A 20725-nucleotide genomic window follows, 5' to 3' on the forward strand; every position below is an offset into this window, starting at 1 on the left:
GATCGCCTCCTCGATACCTACAATATCAAGAAATTGTTCCAAAAATACAAACGAATGTTTCCAACATGTAAACAAAAGCATCGAAAATGTTAATTATTTTCTCGTGTTCGTGATTCCATATGCTGGAAAAGTAATTCTGAATACGGTTCCTGCCAAATCTGTGTTCACAAGAGCTATGGAACCTCCTTGGGATTCCGCATACTTTTTAGCAAGTGAAAGTCCAAGTCCTGCGCCGCCGTTTTCCCGGGATCTGTTTTTATCAACGGTGTAGAAAGGCTCAAAAATCTTGTGCACCAGATCTTCCGGGATGCCAATGCCCGTATCGGCAATTTCAATGATAACCTGACCATTCTTCCATTCATTTTTTACAAAAATATGGCCCCTTGCTTTGTTATATTTAATGGCATTATCCATGAGATTGACAAACACAATGGTCATGCAGTCTTTGTCAGCTTCCACATAAGCTTCAGTTAATTCTGTCTCCAGTTGTATGCCAAACTTATCCATTTTACCTTTCAGGCTGTTCATCACCATTTGGATAGCATGCTGTACATCGACCTTTTCCTTGCTAAATTCAAAATCATATTTTTCCAGAGAAGCCAACTGTAAAACCTTTTCAACCATTTCATAAAGCCTTTGCGTTTCGCTTTGGATATTTATTATTGCTGTTTCCAGCAACTTCTCATCATCCGGATACATTTCGAGCAAATCGATATAGGCTTTGATTGATGTTAAAGGTGTTTTAAATTCGTGGGTGACATTGCCAATAAACTGCTTTTGCTGCTGATCAAGCAGGGATAACTTATGGACCGCCAGTGTTAATTTTTCTCGTTCAAGATCCTTATCCCGCATCGTTTTCGTAATTTGCTCGCTCATAAGGCGAATACCCTCGCTTAGTTCACCGATTTCATCCTTACGTGTGAGCGTGTCAGTATCAAAATGTCCTTCCCGAATCCTGTCCACCGTTTTGTTAAGTCTGATGATTCCACTGGCAAACGAATTAAAATAAAAGTAAGCCAGAATAAAGCTGAGTAAAAATACACCTGTTCCTATATAGATAAACAATTGCTTGATCTGATTGTAAAAGGCAAGGTTTTTTGACAGGGAGTAATTGAACTGTACAACGCCTACTTGCTCATTGCCTGTTCTTAATGGAGTCATGTAATATAACGAATCTTTTGCCGTCAAATAGGCTGTTTTATTATTTAGCGCAAAAGCCAACGTTTTTTTAATGCTATCGGATGTTATATACGATCTATTTTTATTAACGATTGCCCCTTGCTGATCATACAACACGACCGATTGCCCGCTAATTAATTCCAATTGCTCTGCAAATTCCTTGCCTTTCGATGCCAGAAAAGTTTGAGTCGCCTTATTAGACTCAGCCATAAGGGTCTGGATAAAATATACGTTTGCAGTTGTCGCTTGCTGGGCCAAATACTGCTCAACCTCTATCTGCTGATTTTTTTTAATGCCTTCCAGCACCAGCAAACTTAAAACAAATACAGTAAGAAGCAATAGGGCAGCCAAAAAAATACTGAATTTAATTTTTATGCTGATTCTCACCGTAACCTCCCAAAGCTTTATAACCGATACCGTGAACGGTTTGTATCACTTCGCTGATATCCGGTCCCAGCTTTTTTCTCACCCTTTGCACATGAATATCCACAGTACGCGTTCCGCCTATATAATCCATTCCCCAGACCAAATCCAAAAGCTGTTCCCTTGTATAAACCCTGTCGGGGCTGGATACCAGTAGAGTCAATAGATCGTATTCTTTAGGTGTCAAATCCAGCTTCTTATCGCCTGCCAAAGCCGTTCGTTTACTTACATGCAGCACGATTTCACCCAACTTGATCTCGTCAAGCTCTTGCTTTTCTCCTGCAGCCTGCATTCTTCTTAGTAATGACTTTAAACGCGCAAGCAGCTCCCGCATATCAAAAGGCTTTGTGATATAATCGTCTGCTCCCAGCTCAAGTCCTAAAATTTTGTTGACGATATCCTCTTTGGCAGTCAACATGATCACGCCAATGCACCCTTTATCCTGAAGCTTCTTTAGAATGTCGTAGCCATCCATGCCGGGAAGCATCACATCCAAAATGATAGCATCCGGACGAAACGCATATAACCTTTCCATAGCTGCTGCGCCATGATCAACAACCTCGACGGTATATCCTTCTCTTCTTAAGGCGTAGGCAATTGCATCCGCAATTTTTCTTTCATCTTCAATTACCATAATTTTTTCGTTCATCGATTCACCGCCAATCCATTGTGAAGTGAGCACGGATCATTTAATTTCTATTGCTTCTCCGGTAACTGTGCGGACTTGTGCCCATTATTTTGCGAAACACTTCGCGGAAATGCGTCGTATCCCGATAGCCCGTGCTTTTTGCAATAGATGCAATTTTATGGTCTGTTTCCAGCAACAGCCGGCAGGAGTATTCTACTCTTCTCAGCTGTACATAGTCCGAAAACCCCATCCCCGCCGACAATCGAAACAATCTAATGAAATGCCGGCGGCTTAAACCGGCTTCTAAAGCTAGCTGCTCCACGGTCAATCGATCGGTCACATGCGAGTTGATATACTCTAAAACCGCCGTTATCTCTGAGCGTCTCGACCTTGCTTCATGAGCGGAGTTGCCGGAAGATGTATTCTGCTTCAAAAGCCGGGCTACGCGCACTGTCAACTGCATAAGACCCGCGAACATGCTTGCTTCAAATCCCAATTGTTTTTCATTAAATTCACGATGCAACTGGTCAAACCATTGTCCGAACTCCAAGCTTTTGTCGACAAGCGCGATATGAGTCCCGGGGGGACGATCGAACACGGATAATGCCTCGCCGCCATTGCCGTAAGGGGACAGCCAGTTTTTAAGCTCATTTATGAATTCCGGGAGGATGCAGATGTTGTACACGAGAAGTTTGCTTTTGGCCGACGCTCCGCTTGGACGCAAGATATGCGAGGTGCCAACCGGCAAAATATACAGACACCCCTTGGTCGTCCTCTCGACTTGTTCACCAACGTAATGGTAGCCTTCTCCTGACATAACATAGACGATTTCAAGATAAGCGTGATCATGCTCCCTCAGCTCGAAGCCTTCTTCCCAGCGATTTATGAACAGCGGAAAATCTCCCTGAAAATGCTCTGCGACCGCGGAATGATGAATGGGCGCCTTGGGAGCCTTTTTAGATAGAACTCTCTGTTCCTGGTCACTTTTGTCCATGTTCTTCGTCACTTCTCCCAGTTCTGTCTTCTGCCCGCTTATTATACAATCAACCTTATAAAAGCGAAAGGGGTTATCCATACATGAAGCAGACTACGAAGAAACAAGCGGCAACCTGGATCTGGTATCCCGGTGATTTCGAAATCCGTTTGCACGAAAAAATGTCGGTCAAGCGCACTGCGCGAGGAGTCATGTACCCTGCCTATTGGCGACTTGACCGGCACTATTCCAACATTAAGTTCCGCTATATATACGATTTACCGGAGGAGGAGCAAATTACAATTCATGCGGAAGGGACGTTCTCCCTATATATCGACGGGAGGGACAACTATCGCTCGGGCGATTCCGCCATTACGCTGCCGGCCGGGCGCCATGAGATTAATATAAGCGTCTACCATGATATGGAGGCGCCGGCCCTGTTCATCGAGGGTCGCAACATTCGGACCGACTCATCTTGGGAAGCTACCTCCTATCAGAATGAGTGGGTGGCGGTTGGAACTTGGACGTTCGATTCGTCGGATAACCCGCCGTCGCACTTCCGCCTGTCGCTTACTCCGCAGGAAGCGGTATCCGAGGAGCTGCGGGATGGCTATCCGTTACTTGACTTTGGCCGGGAATCGTTCGGGTATCTTCGGTTTCACAACTTGACGGGCTCTGGAACAGTGCGGGTGTACTATGGGGAGTCAATAGCGGAAGCGCTCTCGCCGGAGGAATGCGTCACGCTTGATCGGTTTGAGGCCCATGGCGCGAAAGAACGGGAAGAAGAAGGCATTTACACACTGGAGGACGGCAAAGCCTTTCGGTATGTATGGATCCAGTCCGATCCTGACGTGCGCTGGGACAGCGTATCGATGTTGTACGAATATGTGCCGGTGACTTACCGCAGCTCGTTCGAATGCTCGGATCCAAAGCTTAACGAGATTTACAAGATCTCTCTCTATACGCTGCATTTGAACACGCGAGAGTTCTTCCTCGACGGAATCAAGCGGGACCGATGGGTCTGGTCGGGTGACGCTTACCAGGCGTTCCTGATGAATTATTACAGCTTCTTCGACCTCGATGTGACGCGAAGAACGCTGGTCGCGCTGAGGGGCAAGGATCCGCTCACGATGCACATCAACACCATTTTGGACTATTCGTTCTACTGGTTTATCTCGCTTTACGATTATTATCTTTACACCGGCGATTTCGCTTTCATTCAGCAGTACTATGACCGGGCGGCGAGTCTGATGGACTTCTGTCTGAAGCAGCTGAACGAAGAGGGTCTGGTCGAAGGAAGGCCGCAGGACTGGGTGTTCGTGGATTGGGCGGATTTCCAGAACACGGGCGCCGTCAGCACGGAGCAGATTCTACTCGCGCGCGGGCTGGAGGCAATGAGCCTGTTCGCTTCGCTAATGGGTGACAACGCGGCCTCGGCCTCCTACGGCGCACTCGCGGAAGAGATCAAGTCAACCACGCTTCGGCTGTTTTGGGATGAGGAAAAGGGTGGTCTGCTGCATCATCGGGTCGATGGCGAAACGAATTCCACGCTCACGAAACATGCCAGCATGTTCGCAATGACTTATGGCTACTTATCGTCGGAACAACGCGCAAGCGTCATAAGCAAGGTGATGCTGAATCCCGACGTTCCGAAAATCCGGACGCCGTATATGCGGTTTCACGAACTAGCGGTACTGTGCGAAAGCGGGGAGCATGATTATGTACGAAGGGAAATGCTCTCCTACTGGGGAGGTATGATCGAGCTCGGAGCGACCTCTTTTTGGGAAGAGTACGATCCGTCGTTGGCGGACGATGCGCATTATGGCATGTACGGGATGCCCTTCGGTAAAAGCTTGTGTCACGCCTGGGGAGCGGGTCCAATCTATCTGCTCGGAAAATACTACCTTGGGGTCACGCCAATTTCCCCGGGTTACGAGACCTATCGGATCTCGCCGAATCTTGGCGGTCTGACGTATATGAAGGGGAAGGTGCCGGCGGGAGAGGGTCAAGTGTCTATCGAGATGGACTTTACGAGCATTCGCGTGGAAAGCACGATTGGAACAGGAGTGCTTGCCATCATAAGCGCTGAACCTCCGCTATGCGTCGATGCCAAGGTCCGGGCCACTGGCGGGAACTGCTATGAAATCACGATCGAGCCAAACAAAAGCTATTCGATTACTTATCGTCCGGAAGCCTATCATAACCGTTGATCATTTGAAGGGGGAGGCTGCGGCCGTATTTGAACGTATTTTTAATCCATCGGGGGATCTGAATGAGGACAACGGAGATAATTTCCAACCCGTTGATACGACTAAATCGGGCTTTGTATGGCTTCCGTTCCGATTTGACGGCAAGATGGCTTATCTAGACTGGAAAGAGGAATGGCGAATTGAAGATTATGAATAAACCGCTATTTTGTAAAAGCAAAGTTAGATTAACCGCCTATACACAGTAGGCGGTTTTCTTTTGGCGTAAAATAAGCTTTCAAAGAAAGAACTTTCATGAGCGGATTTTATATATTTCCACCTCTTCATCATTTTCCACACGGCAAAAATGGTTGATTTATCAAGGTTTTTCGTGAAATGACCGTAGAATGACGAAAAAAAACGATAGCTTGGGAATTCGTTCTGTTTACGTTTCCTGGAAGCGCTTTTAAACTGAAAATGCAAGGAGCGGATCATCGGCGCCTGGCAGCTTCACAACTCTAGCACTCCGATGACCTCTTATCGCGATCTATCTAATGGCGGGTAAATGAAAAGGGAGGAATGCAAATGAAAAAGAAATGGTTAACGGTCATGCTTGCCTTAACGATGATTATCGTAAGTTTGGCAGCTTGCAGCGGGAACGGCGGAGAAAAAAATAACGAGGGCAGTACGACGAATTCACCAAGCAATAATCCAAGTACTACGCCTGCTGCCGATCCCCAGCAATACGGCGACACCGGGGGCTTGACGCTTCCGATTGTAAAAGAGCCAACCACGATTACTTACATGCTGCCGAGTAATGCCGCGAACTTGAACGATAACAAATTGGTAGTAAACGAGATTCTGAAGCGTACGGGCATTAAAGTGGAATTTCAAACGTATTCGCCGCAAACGTATCAGGATAAATTGAAGGTTGTCGTTGCTTCAGGAAAGCTGCCTGATATTTTTACTGGACTGAAATCCGCGGAGCTAAAGAAGATCGGTCAGCAGAAGGGAGTAGCGGCCATCACGGATTACGTAGATGCGCTCCCGAATTTCAAAAAGCTTTACGTAGAGGAAAATCCTTGGGTAATTAAATCTTACGGCGATCAGAACGGCAATCTGTATACATGGCCGATCTTCAACCTGAATAGGGACGTGAACCACGGCTTCTTGTATCGGAAAGATATCTTCGACAAGCTTGGCATTCAAGAATGGACGAATACGGAGGAGTTCTATCAAGCTCTCAAAAAACTAAAAGAGGCTTATCCGGATTCATATCCGTACGCCTCCAAAGGGCTGGCCAATATTTTCAGGGACTGGTCGTTTGGATGGAGACTTGGCAATACCGACAATTATCCGGCTTATTATGACGAGAAGGATGGATTGTGGAAGTTCGCCAGCGTACAGCCTGCCCATAAGGAAATGCTGGATTTCATGAAAAAGCTGTATAACGAAGGCCTGATTGATCCCGAGTTTCTAACGGATACGCAGGATTCGTGGACGACGAAAATGACGACCGACAAGTCGTTCGTCACGTGGGATTGGATCGGAAGACTAGACTTATTTTACAACCAAATCAAGAGCCAAAATCCCGAATACGATCTCAGGTATGGCAATCCTGTAGGGCCGACCGGCAATGTCCGAAGCCTTCCTGAAGTGTCCGACTTCAGCATCGCCGTGGCGAACAATAAAAACACTGAAATTTCGTTGAAGCTGCTTGATTATTTGACCAGCCCATCCGGCAGCGAATTAATGACCATTGGCGTGGAAGGCGTAAACTTCGAATGGGGCCCAGACGGATTCCCGATTTATCCTGAGCTTGCCGATTTGCCTTTGGTTGACATTGGCGTGCTTGAGGACCGCTACAGCATGTGGCTGGAAGGCGCCTATTTAAGACCGGACAGACGCAGCGTATATTACAAATTTTCCGAGAAGGAACAGGAGGCGCAGGATAAAATCTTGAATGGGGATAAGCGGGAAGCCCGCGATCCGATCCTGAATTTTACCGACGAAGAAATCTCTATCCTCTCCGAACTTCAAACCTCCTTGCAGAAGGCGGCCGAAGAATTTAACGCCAAATATATTCTCGATAAAAATTACGGAGAGAAGCAGTGGACGGATTGGGTAGGCAATGCCGCAAAGAATGGGGCGGAGCAGGTGATCAAGGTATACAATGACGCGCAGAAACGATTCGACGAAAAGAAATAAAGATGCCATTTAGCAGGCGAGAGGGCATTCGGATACCTTACCGGATGCCTCCTCTCAAGGCGGGGAGGAACCATCATGCAGCAATCTAACCTGGAACTCGAATCGCCGAGCGGCGAGAAGCGGCTGCATTCACGATTTGAGGCAACTTGGAAGCATATCAAGCGTGACAAGCAACTGCTTATTTTATTCATTCCATGCATCGTCTTCTATCTCTTGTTTCGTTACGGCCCGCTTTATGGATTAATTATTGCTTTTAAGGACTACAGCGTTTTTTCAGGCGTTTGGGGCAGCGATTGGGTAGGGCTCAAACATTTTATCAAATTTTTTACGAGCGATGATTTCTGGCTTTTGTTTAAAAACACGCTGCTGTTAGGATTCTATACGCTTATTTTCGGTTTTCCTTTCCCGATCCTGTTAGCCGTATTGTTAAATGAAGTCAGGGTAAAATGGTTTAAAAAATCGGTGCAAACCTTCAGTTATCTTCCTGCGTTTTTGTCTGTAGTCATTATTTGCAGCATGATCATCGATTTTTTGTCTCCGAACAACGGATTATTTAATCAGATAATCGCAGCGCTCGGTTTTGAAAAAAAATACTTTCTGATTGATCCGAATTGGTTCCGGCCGATTTATGTCATCTCTGAAATTTGGGGAACGATGGGCTATGAGGCCATCATCTATTTGGCTGCAATCGCGGGCATCAGCCCGACGCTTTATGAGGCAGCAAGAGTCGATGGGGCAAGCCGGTTCCGGATGCTTAGACATATAACGCTTCCCGGGCTGCTGCCTACGCTGCTGATCATGTTCATTCTCAAGACCGGCTCCATGATCCGCATCGGTTATGAGAAGGTTTTGCTGCTTTACAATCCGCTCACTTATGACGTTGCGGATGTCTTTTCTACCTATGTATATAGAAAAGGTTTATTGGAATCCAACTACAGCTATGCGGCAGCCGTCGGCTTGTTCGAAGCATTGGTAGCCATGGTTATGCTGCTGGCGGCAAACTACCTAAGCAAGCGGATCGGAGGGAACGGGCTATGGTAGGAGAGAGCAGGATTACCGTTTTCGGCATCGTCAATACCATTATTTTGACCTGTGTCGCCATCGCTACGCTTTACCCTGTCATCTATATAACCGCTATATCTTTAAGCGATACGGCATCCGTTATGCAAGGAGACGTTTTTTTGCTCCCTAAAGGATGGAATCTGGAGGCTTATGCGGAGGTTTTGAAAAACAACAAAATACCGAGGGCTTATTTGAATTCGATCTGCTATACGGCACTGGGCACACTCGTAAATTTGCTGTTTACGGCCATAGCCGCCTATCCGCTGTCGCAACGGACGTTTTTCGGAAGAAGATTTTTTATGCTGGCCATTGTGATGACGATGTTCTTTAATGCCGGCATTATACCAACGTACATGGTCGTGCAGCAGCTTGGCCTTTTGGATTCCGTGTGGGCGCTTGTTTTGCCGAATGCGATATGGACGATGGAATTGATTATTTTAAAAAGTTTCTACGAAAATATGTCGAGCCAAATTCGGGAAGCGGCCTTAATCGACGGCGCTTCGGAATTTCGAATTTTGTTTAACATCGTCATTCCGTTATCCAAGCCGGCGCTGGCATCTATCGGATTGTTTTACTTTATGGGCCATTGGAACAGCTTCTTCCTGCCTTTGATTTATTTAAGCGACAAAGATATGTATCCTTTGCAGGTTGTGCTAAGGGATATGCTCATTTATAACACCGAGAATGACGCAGGGCTTGTGGATCGTGCCGCCTTGGCGCCGCAAGCGATGAAAAACGCGACCATTGTGCTGTCGATGGTTCCCGTGCTGATGATCTATCCTTTTGCACAGAAGTATTTTGCGAACGGCGTTATGCTGGGATCGGAAAAGGGTTAAATGGACGAATGTGGAATATAAGTTGGATGACATCCTGAGAGGTGACGCCAATGAATCGACTAATCGCTAACAGAGGGCTGCTGCAAATTTTTTTCTCCCTGCTGCTAGTCATCGTAATCATGTTTGCATCCAATTATATCGTCTATCAAAATTCGATCTCCGGCATCTACGATAAGGTGACGCAAAATAACCGGATGGCCGTTAAAAATATTATTCAATCGTTTGACAGCCACTTTATGACCGTGAACAACTTGATTTTTGCCATACATGGCTTGCCCTATGAAAACGTCGTGTCGCGCGAAAACGGGGAAATCGATATGGTCAAGGTTTATATGCTGCAGGACAGCCTTTCAACTTTAATCTCTTCGATCGATTTCATCGATGATGTCATCGTATTTTATGATAATGCCGACTTGGCGATTACTTCGAAGGGCACGAGTGATATGAATGTCCTGTTTAATCAAAAATATAAGCATTCGATGCAAACGGCGGAGTATTGGAAATCCTTTGCCCGGTCAAAACATACGTTCACGATGTTTCCAGCCGACGACTACTCCGTTTCAACGGACGGTTTATCGAGAAGAAGCCGGCAGCTGATGGTGGCGATGGACGGCAATAAAGTCAGGTTATCGGACAAAAACGTCATGCTCATCATCGACGTCGAAAAGCTGCAGCAGCAGGTCAATCTCAAAGGATTAATTCCAGGCGCCTCGCTTATCGTGCTCGATTCCAGCCGTAACGTTATTTTGAGCACGGAGAAGGATTGGGATCTGATCGAAGTGCTTAACGACGTCTATTTCAACGCATCCGATGAAGCTTCCTTTACTCGCGAAAATTTTGAATATCATTTCTATAAGTCCGACTATAACGATTTTATTTATATCGATAAAGTGCCGTACCAATTTCAAAATATCGGATCCGTTACGGATGCAAGCCAAATGATTATGATCAGCGCGATCATCAGCGCCATTATATTGTCTGTCTTGCTAAGCGTTTATTTGTACCGGCCGGTAAAAGGCATCCTTAAATTGCTGGGCGGGGGAGCAATCAAAGGCAACGATTTTCGGAAGATTCACAGCGGAATCGTAAAAGTGCAGACAGAGAACGAAACCTTAATTAAACAAATGGATTTCGTCGATAAGGAGATGCGGAGGGGCGTTTTCCTCCAGTCGTTGGATGAACATTCCCATTCTCAACAATATGAGCTGCAAATGCAGAAATATTATCCGTATTTCTTCCAAGAGCGTTATTTTGTAATGGCCAGCCTGCTATTCATTCGCCGCGAAGAAGGGGAACAGGCGAATTGGCGGATCGAAGAGCTGACGGAGTGGATGCAGCAGCAGCTGCTGCAAAGGTTTAATCACGCTGTTGTTTTTCATGCCGGGCATTTGGAGTTTCTGGCGCTTGTTGGGATGAAGGAAGCTGCGAACCGAAAACAGGTGCTGGACGGCATAGGCGCTTTCGTTAAAGACGCGGCCGAACAGGAGCTTGAATCATTTCGAATCAACGCATTCGCGAGTAAATGCTATGATTCGAGAATCAGCAACATTTATGCCGCCAATCAAGACATCCGGCACGGCATGGAGTACCGGAACGTGAAGCAAACCGGTGCTGTCGTCGATACGGAAACGATCCGCTACGTTTCAGACGTTTATTTTCCGTTTGAAAAGATCGAGAAGCTCTCCAATTGCCTGTTAAGTGGTAAAACAAACGAGGGCTTGAAAATCGTGGAAGAAATGCTGGCAGAAAACGTGCACCGCAACATTCATTTTCATCAGCTTACGCATATTGCCAAAAGCATATTTCTTTATTTGCTGAAGCAAGTCGGAGAAACGGCGGTTAACAGCAAGGACCTTCAGCAGGAGGCTAGAGATTTTTCCAGAAAGATGGAACTGGCTTTCCATTACGAGGAAATCCATGAAGCTGTTATTGAAGCCGTAAGTTTTATAGCTGATAAGCGCGGCAGCGAACAGAAGAGCAAGCTTAATGCAGCATTTATATCACAGTACATCGAGCTTCATTACATGGAGAACCTGTATTTGGATCATATGGCCGAAGTGCTGGGCACCAGCCCAAAATACTTCTCGAATTATTTCAAGAAAACGTTTGGCATTAATTTCGTGGAATATCTCAATAAGGTCAGATTGTCTCACGCGCGGGAATTTCTGAAAAACACCGACCTCAGTGTCGCGGAAATTGGGGAAAAGACCGGTTATATGAACTCTTCCACCTTCACGACTACCTTCAAAAAATATAACGGAATATCGCCAAGCGAGTATCGAAAAAAAGAAACGGATTGAATCGGAGGAATCAGGCATGAAAGCTGTTGCGGCCTTAAAAGGCAAAATCTCGATCACGGACATAGATAGAGCATCGCCTCTTCCCGGTCATATTCTGATCCGCACCGAATATTCGGCGATCAGCCCAGGTACCGAGCTGTCCTTCCTGCGGCGCGCTTCGGATCAGCAGGTCATACTCGGCTACAGTGCCGTAGGAATCGTAGAAGAGCTCGGCGAAAACGTCACGGGAGTTAAAATCGGCCAGAGAGTAGCCTGTTACGGAGCTCCTTATGTAAAGCATGCGGAATGGTTAACGGTTCCGTCTAATCTGACGGCAATCGTGCCCGAACATGTACGGTCCGAGGAAGCCGCCTTTGCGGGACTCGGAGCAATCGCGATCCATGCACTGCGAACGGCAGATATCCGGTTCGGCGAGACCGCGGTGATCGTAGGGCTTGGCTTGCTCGGTCAGATCATCTGCCAAATTGCTTCTGCGGCAGCTTTCGGCGTAATTGGTCTCGATTTGGCGGCCAACCGCGCCGGGCTGCTTAAAAGACATGGCGTGAAGCACGCTTACGATAATCAGAAGGTTATGGAAGAGCAATTGCTGCAGATAACGGGAGGGCATGGCGCGGATTGCATCCTCTTGTGTGCAGGCGGTCCAGGGGAGGAACTCATTAATCAATCGCTGCATTGGATCCGGGACAAAGGGAAAATCGTCATCGTAGGAGATTTATCTACCGCCTTTTCTCGCAATCTGATGTTCGGGAAAGAGGCACAGGTGCTTATATCCCGGGCAGGAGGACCAGGCAGGTATGATGCCGGCTATGAAAAAGAAAACCATGATTACCCGATCGGGCATGTAAGATGGACGGAAGGGAGAAACATTGGCGAATATATACGGCTGCTCTCCGATAACCGAATCTCGATTTTGCCGCTTATTACGAACGTCTATCCCATGGAGAGGGCACAGGAAGCCTATGCCAATTATGAAAACTCGCATGATGTGATGGGGACGCTTCTCAAATATGAGAATTAAATCATCGTCACAGCCGGGAAATCACGCGATAAAAGGGGATCGCTTCACCTATTTAGAGACTATTAAAGGACATTTCTATAAATAAAAGGGTCATACAGCCCTAATGAAAGGAGGGATCAAATTCTGCTTCGGACCGAACGCTTGCTTTCTTACACCTGTGGATGACATACGGTTGCTCTTGAAATGTGTTGCAATGCCGGGAATGGGTTTAAAACAAAGGAGGTAATGTGATGCAAAACGGTAAATTTCGTGCTTTCATCCTTATGCTTTGTTCGATTTTGGCAGTCACAGGCTGGGGTGGTGTGTTTGCAGCAGCCGAATCAAGCAGATTGGCTCAGAAAACCTATGGAAGTCCAGAAGAGCTGCTCATCCCGAACAATTACACGGTAGCGGTATTTAATGGAACGGTTGGCCAAGAAGAGGGGCGGAATGTGCTTTATGCGACAAGCAAGGGGAAGCCGGGTCATCTTAATGTCATCGACTTAGAGGATTATAAGCTTCTTCGAAGTATTCCGATCGGCCCTTCAGAAAGCTCATGGGCCCATACCATCGCTCCTGACGGCACGTTGTTCTTAGCCGCTGATGGAGGAGGAGCTAGGCTGTGGAGCTATTCGCCTGTTACGCATATTCCGGTGCAGGTTGCACAGTTCGACGGTCAGTCCGTCCCGAACAGCATTACGACCGATGAGCAGGGACGCGTGTATGTAGGGACATATCCGGGCGGAAAGGTCTATCAATACGATCCAACCACTAGTCAAACCAGAGATTATGGCCGTGTCATCGGGCAGCTGGATCAAGAATACGTTCGTTCCATTGCTTATCAAGGCGGCAATATTTACGCTGGAACCGCCCACAAGCAAATTGTTCGGGTGAATCTGGAGACGGGGGAGAAGACGGATATTGCGGCTTCCCTCATCGTCAAAGAGGATACGGTATACGATTTGAGCACAATCGATAACCGCTACTTATTCGCAAGATATACCGACGGAAGCGGAATTCCGGGCGAAGCTTTTATCTATGATACACAAACGGAAGCCTGGCTGGATGTCGTTCTGGACAATGTGACGGGCTTGCATGCAACGGACTCTTTGAATGGAAAACTTTATTATATGTCCGACAAGAAGCTGAAGACGTTTGACCTTGCCACTCATGAAGTGGAGCTTACCGGCATGGAATATGCGAGCGGCCTTCGCGGCGCGGACTGGGCCGAATTTCCAAACCATCCGGAGCTGCCCGGCAAATCACTTGTAACGGTGCGATACGACGGCGGCGTCACGATCATGAATATCGAGACGAAACAGGTGCATTTGCTGCCTCCGGTCATTCCCGGACTGCCTGGCGTCGTGAACCGGCTGCAGAGTGTATCCGAAACGCAGCTGATTACGACCGGTTCCCAAGCGAGATCATCATTGGTTAATTTAACGGATAATACAACGAAGCCGTTCAGCATTGGTCAAGCAGACAGCGTATACGCGGTTGGCACGAAAGTATATTTGGGCGTATATCCGGAAGGCGGCCTCTATGAATATGATTTGGCTGCTGAACCGGGTCCTGCAAATCCCAAACGCTTGGCGGTATTGGGGAACGACCAGGAGAGATTGGTAAATATAACGGACGGTCTTGGCAAACTGTTTATTTCTACCATTTCCGGTTACGGTACACTGGGAGGCTCACTTACGGTTTATGACCTAGCAACCGGGGAAATGAACGTTCATCGTCATGTCGTGGAGAATCAGAGCGTTCTGAGTACAACGTTCCACGATAATAAGCTTTTCGGATCTACAACGATTCGAGGAGGGCTTGGCTCCGAGCCGACGGAAGAGGAAGCGAAAATATTCGTCTGGGATGCTGTGACCGAGCAGAAAATTACTGAATTTCCGCTGCGGATTCCGGGTCTTGAGAAACCGATTTATATCGGCGATCTCTCCGTCGGTCCGGACGGTTTGATCTGGGGCGCATCTTACGAATATATTTTCGCCATAGATCCCGATACGTATGAGGTCGTCAAAAGCAAAAAGATTTATCCGAAGCTAAATTTCAGCCAATGGGCGCATCACCCGCTTCGCTGGTCCGAGGATGGTCTGCTCTATGTTTTATTCAACAATAAATTAACGGTGATTGATCCGGAAACGTTAGATTTCCGAACGCTGGCAGATACTTCCCGTTTCGATCTGGGGATGGACGGCAACTTGTACTTTACGGACCAAGCTACGAATACGATCCTGTACCGCGTGAAGGTGGACGGGGAGGTAGTCGTCGAACCGCCGGGCATCCCTCTCCCTGTTTCGAACGCAGGATTGGAAGAGAGCGTGAACAATGGAGCGATCCCGGGCTGGAGCTCCTTGTTTGCCACCGGAGCGGATTACGGCTATGAAATCAGCGATAAAAAGAGCTTAACGGGCAGTAAAAGCCTGCTTATTACCGATAAATTGCGAACGGCTTCCGTCGCGCTGCAGAGCGATAAAATTCCGGTTACGCCTAGCGAAGATTATGAAGCGGGAGTCAACTTGTACATCGAATCAGGCCAACCAGGCTTCATGTTCCGCTTCTTCGATGAGAAAAACGCAACAATCTCCACCTTGGAGATCCATTTGGATGAGTCTAGGCTGGCGCAGTGGCAGAAAGTCATGCTGAAAGGAAAAGCGCCTGCTAATGCCGCATATGCCAGACTCATTGCAGTCACGAGCCGGTATAATATCGCGTCAGCTTACTATGATGATTTCTATGTCACGGTTAAGGATACAAGACCTCCGGTCTCAGCCGCAAACGTGAGTCCTTCACCTAATGCCTCCGGCTGGATCAAGCAAGATGCGCTCATCACGATAGCAGCAGAATCCGCAGCCTCCATATCGTATGCGGCGGAAGGAGCACAGCCGATTGAGAAAGTGATTGTTAAAGGAAACCGGGCGGAGTTTCCGATTACTAATGAAGGAGTTACGACAATCACCTATGCTGCAGCCAATGCTTCGGGCGTTCAAGAGGAGCCGCGATCATTGGAAATCCAAATCGATAAAACGGCGCCTGTCATACAATTTACCGGCAAAACGGCCTATTCCATTGAAGAAACGGTGAATGTGGGATGTGCGGCCGTTGACAATTTATCCGGCTTGGCCGAGGATCCTTGTTCCAAGCCGTTGGCGGAAGGCGCTGCTTATCAGATGGAGCCTGGAAGCCATTCAATTGAGGTGACGGCTGACGATGCTGCGGGCAATTCAAGCACAAGCACGATTACTTTTGAAATAGACGTGACCTATGAAGGCATGTGCGCGCTCGTTCGTAAATTTACCGCTCAAAATCCGGGGATAAGCAAAGCGTTATGCACCAACTTGCTGCTTGCGCAGGAAGCGGAGAAACGCGGGAACGATAAAGCGAAAACGAATTTGCTCAATGTATTTAAGAAGCAGGTTCAAGTCTATTCTGGCAAAAAAATGACCAAGGAACAGGCAGGGATTTTAACCAAACTTACGGCTTATTTATAAAGCTTTCATAGTACCTTTTATAGAACCTTTCATAGAGCACAAACGGCAAAAGCAGGCCCTTAGGGTCTGCTTTATTTTTGGCATTCATCCCTTTCCAGGAGTGTTCTTTTACTATTAACTCCCATTCTTGACGACAAGCATGCAGCCGTCAAGCAAGCAGGACATATAGATGCAATCCTATCGCAAATAGACAAGCATCTTGTAAGTAAGCAGGAAGGGTGTTGTTCTATAATGAAGAAGCGATCACCGGAATCAAGAGAAGAGGATGGGATGAGTTGGCCATGAAATCGGAGAAAACGAATAGAGAATACCGCTGGGCGATGACGGAGGCGCTGCTGCCGGAAATTCCGGATTATTCGGTGCGAATAACCGACTTCGGCGCGGTGGGCGACGGGCGAACCGACAATACGTATGCGTTCCGCCAAGCGATCGAAGCCTGCGTTAACGCCGGGGGAGGCCGGGTGGTTATACCGCCGGGCATCTGGTTGACCGGTCCGATAAAGCTGGCGTCCCGGCTGGAATTGCATGCCCAGAATGGGGCGGTCATACGGTTCAGCAAGCGGTTTGACGATTATCCGCTAATTGCTTCACAGTTCGAAGGGAAACCGGCGATTCGCTGCCAATCGCCGCTCGATGCCGAAGGCGCGAACCATGTGGCGATTACGGGAAAAGGCGTATTCGACGGCGGAGGAGAAGCGTGGCGACCCGTCAAACGGTGGAAAATGACGGATAAGCAATGGGAGCGTCTGCTGCGCTCCGGCGGAATCGTTGACGAAGCGGATGGCTTATGGTGGCCATCTGCGGCAGCGATGGAAGGAGCCGCCGTTTTGGAGCGGCTGATTGGCGAAGGAAAGCGGGAGCCTGCGGATTATTTGCCTTGGCGCGATTTCTTGCGCCCGAACCTCCTCAGCTTCCGGCGATGCAGCCGCGTCCTGCTGGACGGACCGACCTTTCAAAACTCGGCGGCATGGAACCTGCATCCGTGGGCGTCCGAGCATGTGACCATACGGAACGTTACGGTGCGTAATCCGTGGTACGCGCAAAACAGCGACGGGCTTGATATCGACTCGTGCCGCAATGTCGTCGTGGAAGACTGCACATTCGACGTGGGCGACGACGCCATCTGCCTGAAGTCAGGAAAGGACGAAGCGGGCCGAGAACTCGGCATGCCAAGCGAATATATCATGATCAAGAACTGCATGGTATACCACGGACACGGGGGATTCGTAATTGGCAGTGAAATGTCCGGAGGCGTCCGCCATGTCCATGTCAGCGATTGTACGTTCATGGGTACCGACATCGGACTCCGGTTCAAGAGCGCAAGGGGACGCGGGGGCGTCGTCGAGGATATCGTCATCGAACGTATCCGCATGACTGATATCGCAAGCGAGGCGATCTCCTTTCACCTCTTCTATGAAGGCGTCGAAGGTTCGGGAACAGCACGCGATGAAGAGGTTCCGGTTACGATTGGGACGCCGGTGTTCCGCAACATTCATATCAAGGATGTCCATTGCGATGGAGCGGCCAAAGCGTTTCTCGTGAACGGCTTGGCGGAAATGCCGCTCGAAGGGGTGACGGTGCAGGGCCTCACCGCAGCCAGCCGGCAAGGCGTCGTTTGTCATCACGTCAAGCGGCTGACGCTTGAGGATGTTACTTTGTTCACGGAAGAAGGTCCGCTCGTGAAGCTGCACCAGAGCCGGGACGTGGAGATCATCCGTCTAGGCGGTGCTGGGGGAGTTTCCGATGAAGCGATGCTGGCAGTAACCGGCAGCAGCACTGAGCAAATCGAATGCCGCGATCCGCGAACGGCTGTCACGCAGCGGTCTGTATGGGCATCCGATGAGGTGGACGCCAACGCAGCGATCCGCATCAGTTGATCAGCTAATATTTGTGAGATTGCCTGTAGCGCACGGGCGCCACGCCTGCGACTTTTTTGAACGTCTTGTTGAAATGGGAAATATGCTCGAAGCCGACCTGCTCGGCTATGGCAGTTACTTTCTGACGGGTCGTCCGGAGCAGCTTCTGCGCTTCGCGAATGCGGACCACCCGCACATATTCGCTAATATGGTAGCCGGTCAGCTTCAAGAAGACACGGCTTAAATAAGCCGGGCTGATGAAAAAATGTTTGGCAAGCTGCTCCAGCGTTAGAGCGTCGCGGTAATGCGCATGGATATAACCCATAATCTCCGCTACTTTTTCATGCATCGGATGGTTCGAGCCAGGCGTCTCCGGGCTGACCGCGTGCACGCGGCTCAAACGGATGAGCAGTTCAATCAGCAAATGGCGTACGTAACTATCGTAAAGGGATGGCTCCTCCTTGCATTCTGCAACCATTTGCACAAGAAGGCGTTCGATTTCAGACTGCTCCTTCACGGGAACCCTCAGCAAGGTGGATTCCTGAAAGGGAGGGAGCCGGAGCACATTGCCGTCCGCTTCGCGAAAAAATTCCGGAGTGAAATGAATAAGCACCCGTTCGAAATACTCCACCTGCGAGCTCGCGGTGGAGTGAAGCTCGTGGGGGACGATCACGACGATGTCGCCTTTTTGCGCGGTAAATACGCTGCCGTTCATCAGATAGACCCGCTCTCCCTCCAGCAAGCAATACAGCTCATAGCTGGCATGCGAGTGGGCGCGGGGCATAGAGGTGGAGCGGGTGCTGCGCATATGCTGAATGACGAACGAAGCGTCTCCGATCATATGTTTTTTGCCGATTAGGTCATTCATCCGTAAAGAACCTCCTTAGCATCAAGTAACGATTCGAGATATCCGGTTAGCAAGAGGCGAAACAGAGCTCAGACAAGCTGCTGTTTCGCCTTATTATGCGTTTACTTATGATTTCGCCGCGTACCATTCGGAGAATTGTTTCTGATATTCCGCGATATATTTATCGAAGCCGGCTGCCTTCAGCTTCTCGAGCGCTCCCGGGAAATTTTCCTCGTAGTCAAGGAAACCGCTGGCGATTGGCGCCAGAAATTCGGAGAAGACGCCGTTAATCTTCGTTTCCTCGTTTTTGACCGGTGTATTGTCGAAGTTGAAGCCTGCGCCTTTGGAAATAATCGCTTCGTCGTCCCATGCTTTGTATTGCGCAATAAAATCGTCAGGGACGGATTTGTCGAAGCGGATAAAGTTTTTGTTCATAAGCAGCCAGTCAGGAATGAGGGAATCGGTCGAATTCCGTGTCAATCGGCCGTTCTCGTCGAGCGTATAGTCTTTATCCTGGATGCCGTACGCGAACAGATCGTACAGCTCCTGGTTTTTTTGGAGCAGGTTGAAGAACATCACGTAACGTTCAGGATCGGCGGCATTCGCCGATACGAACCAGGCGGTGCTGTACGTGCCGCGGCTGATCTTAGGCAGATCCTTGCTCAGGAAATAGTTCGTGAGCTTGGCTGTCGGCACGGCCTGAGAGATCGTCGCTGCGCCTTCGAACGGACGCGCGGCGGTTCCGGCCCAGAACATCGCCTTGCCCGAGTTCCAATCGGATTGCAGCTGCGGCGTGTTGGTTGCGGCGTATTTCGGAATGATTCCTTTTACATACCAGCTTCTAATGAGCTGGGAATAGGCTTTGAATTCTTCGCTTTCGAACCAGCTGATGATTTGATCGCCGTCAGCCGCTTCATCGATCGCAAGGAAATCATTTTGCCAATACAGATTTTTATCCGTATATTCGTACATCAGCATCCTGCGGGCATCCGTGCTTGCGTAGCCGATCAGCTCCGGGTGGGCGGCATGGACTTTATCGTAAAATTGCTCAAGCTCCGCTAAAGAGGACACGCTGCTCATGCCGACCTCCTCGAGCAAATCCTGACGGACGAGCACGCTGTAGAATTCGCCGGAGTTCGGCTTATTGCCGACCGGAACGGCATATTGCTTGCCGCCGAGTTGGAAAGCTTTGAACGAATTGTCGTCCACCGTTTTTTTCATATCCGCGGCTGCTGCGCTGTCCATATAAGGAGTCAGGTCCGCGTACAGTCCTTTGGCTACCGATTTGACCATGTAGTTGGTATCCGTATAGGTTGCGAAGTCTTCGCCGGTCGACAGCATCAGATCGGTTTTGCCGCCTCCGTATTCGGTCCATGGAATAAATTGAAACTCGATTTCGGCGTTGATTTCTTTTTTTACGATGTCCTTGAATTCCGCTTTCGCAAGCTCCTTCATCCGAAGCGATTCCTCTCCGTAGAGAACGATCTTCAGCTTGGCCGGCTTAAGCTCGCTGCCAGCGCTTTCATTATTGCCTTCGGCCGTGTTCTCCGGTGTCGTTCCAGTCTCGCCTTTGCTGCAGGCCGAGAGGAGAAGCAGGATTGCAAGGAGCAGACTTACCCATACTCGTTTCTTTAACATGCGTGAACCCTCCTATAAAATTCTGTTTATTTATTGTTCAATGGCATGAAAGTTCGCTCCTGATATTAGACATCGGATTGTTCCATCATACC

At 48.6% G+C, this 20725-nt stretch carries 14 protein-coding genes; 9 read left to right on the plus strand and 5 right to left on the minus strand.

Translation table 11 applies throughout. The features are described 5' to 3' along the window. Window positions 1-93: 93 nt before the first annotated feature. The 3 genes from MRBLPE1_RS13340 to MRBLPE1_RS13350 are packed head-to-tail and all read right to left on the minus strand — an operon-like array spanning window position 94 to window position 3224. On the minus strand, window positions 94-1566 hold the full coding sequence (locus MRBLPE1_RS13340; RefSeq protein WP_364145983.1) for a sensor histidine kinase: 1473 nt from the start codon (window positions 1564-1566) through the stop codon (window positions 94-96). Further along, entirely contained in the window at window positions 1544-2251 is a 708-nt protein-coding gene (locus MRBLPE1_RS13345; protein WP_364145985.1) for a response regulator transcription factor, read from the minus strand. The genes MRBLPE1_RS13340 and MRBLPE1_RS13345 overlap by 23 nt, the downstream gene beginning before the upstream one ends. Window positions 2252-2291: 40 nt before the next feature. Continuing rightward, a complete protein-coding gene (locus MRBLPE1_RS13350; RefSeq protein WP_364145987.1) occupies window positions 2292-3224 on the minus strand; it encodes a helix-turn-helix domain-containing protein in 933 nt (310 codons plus the stop codon). 83 nt (window positions 3225-3307) lie between these two features. Between MRBLPE1_RS13350 and MRBLPE1_RS13355 the strand changes: the two genes are divergently transcribed. From MRBLPE1_RS13355 to MRBLPE1_RS13395, 9 genes are all read left to right on the plus strand, one after another. Next, the gene (locus MRBLPE1_RS13355) at window positions 3308-5413 is read left to right on the plus strand and encodes a trehalase family glycosidase (RefSeq protein ID WP_364145988.1); all 2106 of its coding nucleotides are present in this window, start codon (window positions 3308-3310) and stop codon (window positions 5411-5413) included. Then, complete coding sequence (locus tag MRBLPE1_RS13360; RefSeq protein ID WP_364145990.1) at window positions 5343-5609, plus strand: hypothetical protein; 267 nt, start codon at window positions 5343-5345, stop codon at window positions 5607-5609. The genes MRBLPE1_RS13355 and MRBLPE1_RS13360 overlap by 71 nt, the downstream gene beginning before the upstream one ends. Window positions 5610-5974: 365 nt before the next feature. After that, a complete protein-coding gene (locus MRBLPE1_RS13365; RefSeq protein ID WP_364145992.1) occupies window positions 5975-7597 on the plus strand; it encodes an extracellular solute-binding protein in 1623 nt (540 codons plus the stop codon). A gap of 75 nt (window positions 7598-7672) precedes the next feature. Continuing rightward, window positions 7673-8638: an ABC transporter permease gene (locus MRBLPE1_RS13370; protein WP_364145993.1), complete on the plus strand. Its 966-nt coding sequence runs from the start codon at window positions 7673-7675 to the stop codon at window positions 8636-8638. After that, entirely contained in the window at window positions 8632-9495 is an 864-nt protein-coding gene (locus MRBLPE1_RS13375; protein WP_364145995.1) for a carbohydrate ABC transporter permease, read from the plus strand. The genes MRBLPE1_RS13370 and MRBLPE1_RS13375 overlap by 7 nt, the downstream gene beginning before the upstream one ends. A 50-nt stretch (window positions 9496-9545) precedes the next feature. After that, the gene (locus MRBLPE1_RS13380) at window positions 9546-11795 is read left to right on the plus strand and encodes a helix-turn-helix transcriptional regulator (RefSeq protein ID WP_364145997.1); all 2250 of its coding nucleotides are present in this window, start codon (window positions 9546-9548) and stop codon (window positions 11793-11795) included. A gap of 16 nt (window positions 11796-11811) precedes the next feature. After that, window positions 11812-12813, plus strand: coding sequence for a zinc-dependent alcohol dehydrogenase (locus MRBLPE1_RS13385; protein ID WP_364145999.1), 1002 nt, complete (start codon window positions 11812-11814; stop codon window positions 12811-12813). 230 nt (window positions 12814-13043) lie between these two features. Next, window positions 13044-16292, plus strand: coding sequence for a hypothetical protein (locus MRBLPE1_RS13390; RefSeq protein ID WP_364146000.1), 3249 nt, complete (start codon window positions 13044-13046; stop codon window positions 16290-16292). A 281-nt stretch (window positions 16293-16573) separates the two neighbouring features. Next, entirely contained in the window at window positions 16574-18169 is a 1596-nt protein-coding gene (locus tag MRBLPE1_RS13395) for a glycoside hydrolase family 28 protein (RefSeq protein WP_414698885.1), read from the plus strand. Window positions 18170-18173: 4 nt separating this feature from the next. Here the strand turns inward: MRBLPE1_RS13395 and MRBLPE1_RS13400 are convergent, their stop codons facing one another. Both MRBLPE1_RS13400 and MRBLPE1_RS13405 read right to left on the minus strand, forming a co-directional pair. Beyond that, entirely contained in the window at window positions 18174-19016 is an 843-nt protein-coding gene (locus MRBLPE1_RS13400) for a helix-turn-helix transcriptional regulator (RefSeq protein ID WP_364146004.1), read from the minus strand. Between the two features lie 105 nt (window positions 19017-19121). Next, complete coding sequence (locus MRBLPE1_RS13405; protein ID WP_364146005.1) at window positions 19122-20633, minus strand: ABC transporter substrate-binding protein; 1512 nt, start codon at window positions 20631-20633, stop codon at window positions 19122-19124. Between the last annotated feature and the right edge of the window lie 92 nt (window positions 20634-20725).

It is taken from the genome of Paenibacillus sp. LPE1-1-1.1 (assembly GCF_040676435.1).
Lineage (GTDB): Bacteria > Bacillota > Bacilli > Paenibacillales > Paenibacillaceae > Pristimantibacillus.

Coding starts and splice junctions, on each gene's coding strand:
- MRBLPE1_RS13345 (WP_364145985.1), bottom strand. CDS start 2,251: ATGAACGAAAAAATTATGGTAATTGAAGATGAAAGAAAAATTGCGGAT.
- MRBLPE1_RS13350 (WP_364145987.1), bottom strand. CDS start 3,224: ATGGACAAAAGTGACCAGGAACAGAGAGTTCTATCTAAAAAGGCTCCC.
- MRBLPE1_RS13355 (WP_364145988.1), top strand. CDS start 3,308: ATGAAGCAGACTACGAAGAAACAAGCGGCAACCTGGATCTGGTATCCC.
- MRBLPE1_RS13360 (WP_364145990.1), top strand. CDS start 5,343: ATGAAATCACGATCGAGCCAAACAAAAGCTATTCGATTACTTATCGTC.
- MRBLPE1_RS13365 (WP_364145992.1), top strand. CDS start 5,975: ATGAAAAAGAAATGGTTAACGGTCATGCTTGCCTTAACGATGATTATC.
- MRBLPE1_RS13370 (WP_364145993.1), top strand. CDS start 7,673: ATGCAGCAATCTAACCTGGAACTCGAATCGCCGAGCGGCGAGAAGCGG.
- MRBLPE1_RS13375 (WP_364145995.1), top strand. CDS start 8,632: ATGGTAGGAGAGAGCAGGATTACCGTTTTCGGCATCGTCAATACCATT.
- MRBLPE1_RS13380 (WP_364145997.1), top strand. CDS start 9,546: ATGAATCGACTAATCGCTAACAGAGGGCTGCTGCAAATTTTTTTCTCC.
- MRBLPE1_RS13385 (WP_364145999.1), top strand. CDS start 11,812: ATGAAAGCTGTTGCGGCCTTAAAAGGCAAAATCTCGATCACGGACATA.
- MRBLPE1_RS13390 (WP_364146000.1), top strand. CDS start 13,044: ATGCAAAACGGTAAATTTCGTGCTTTCATCCTTATGCTTTGTTCGATT.
- MRBLPE1_RS13395 (WP_414698885.1), top strand. CDS start 16,574: ATGAAATCGGAGAAAACGAATAGAGAATACCGCTGGGCGATGACGGAG.
- MRBLPE1_RS13400 (WP_364146004.1), bottom strand. CDS start 19,016: ATGAATGACCTAATCGGCAAAAAACATATGATCGGAGACGCTTCGTTC.
- MRBLPE1_RS13405 (WP_364146005.1), bottom strand. CDS start 20,633: ATGTTAAAGAAACGAGTATGGGTAAGTCTGCTCCTTGCAATCCTGCTT.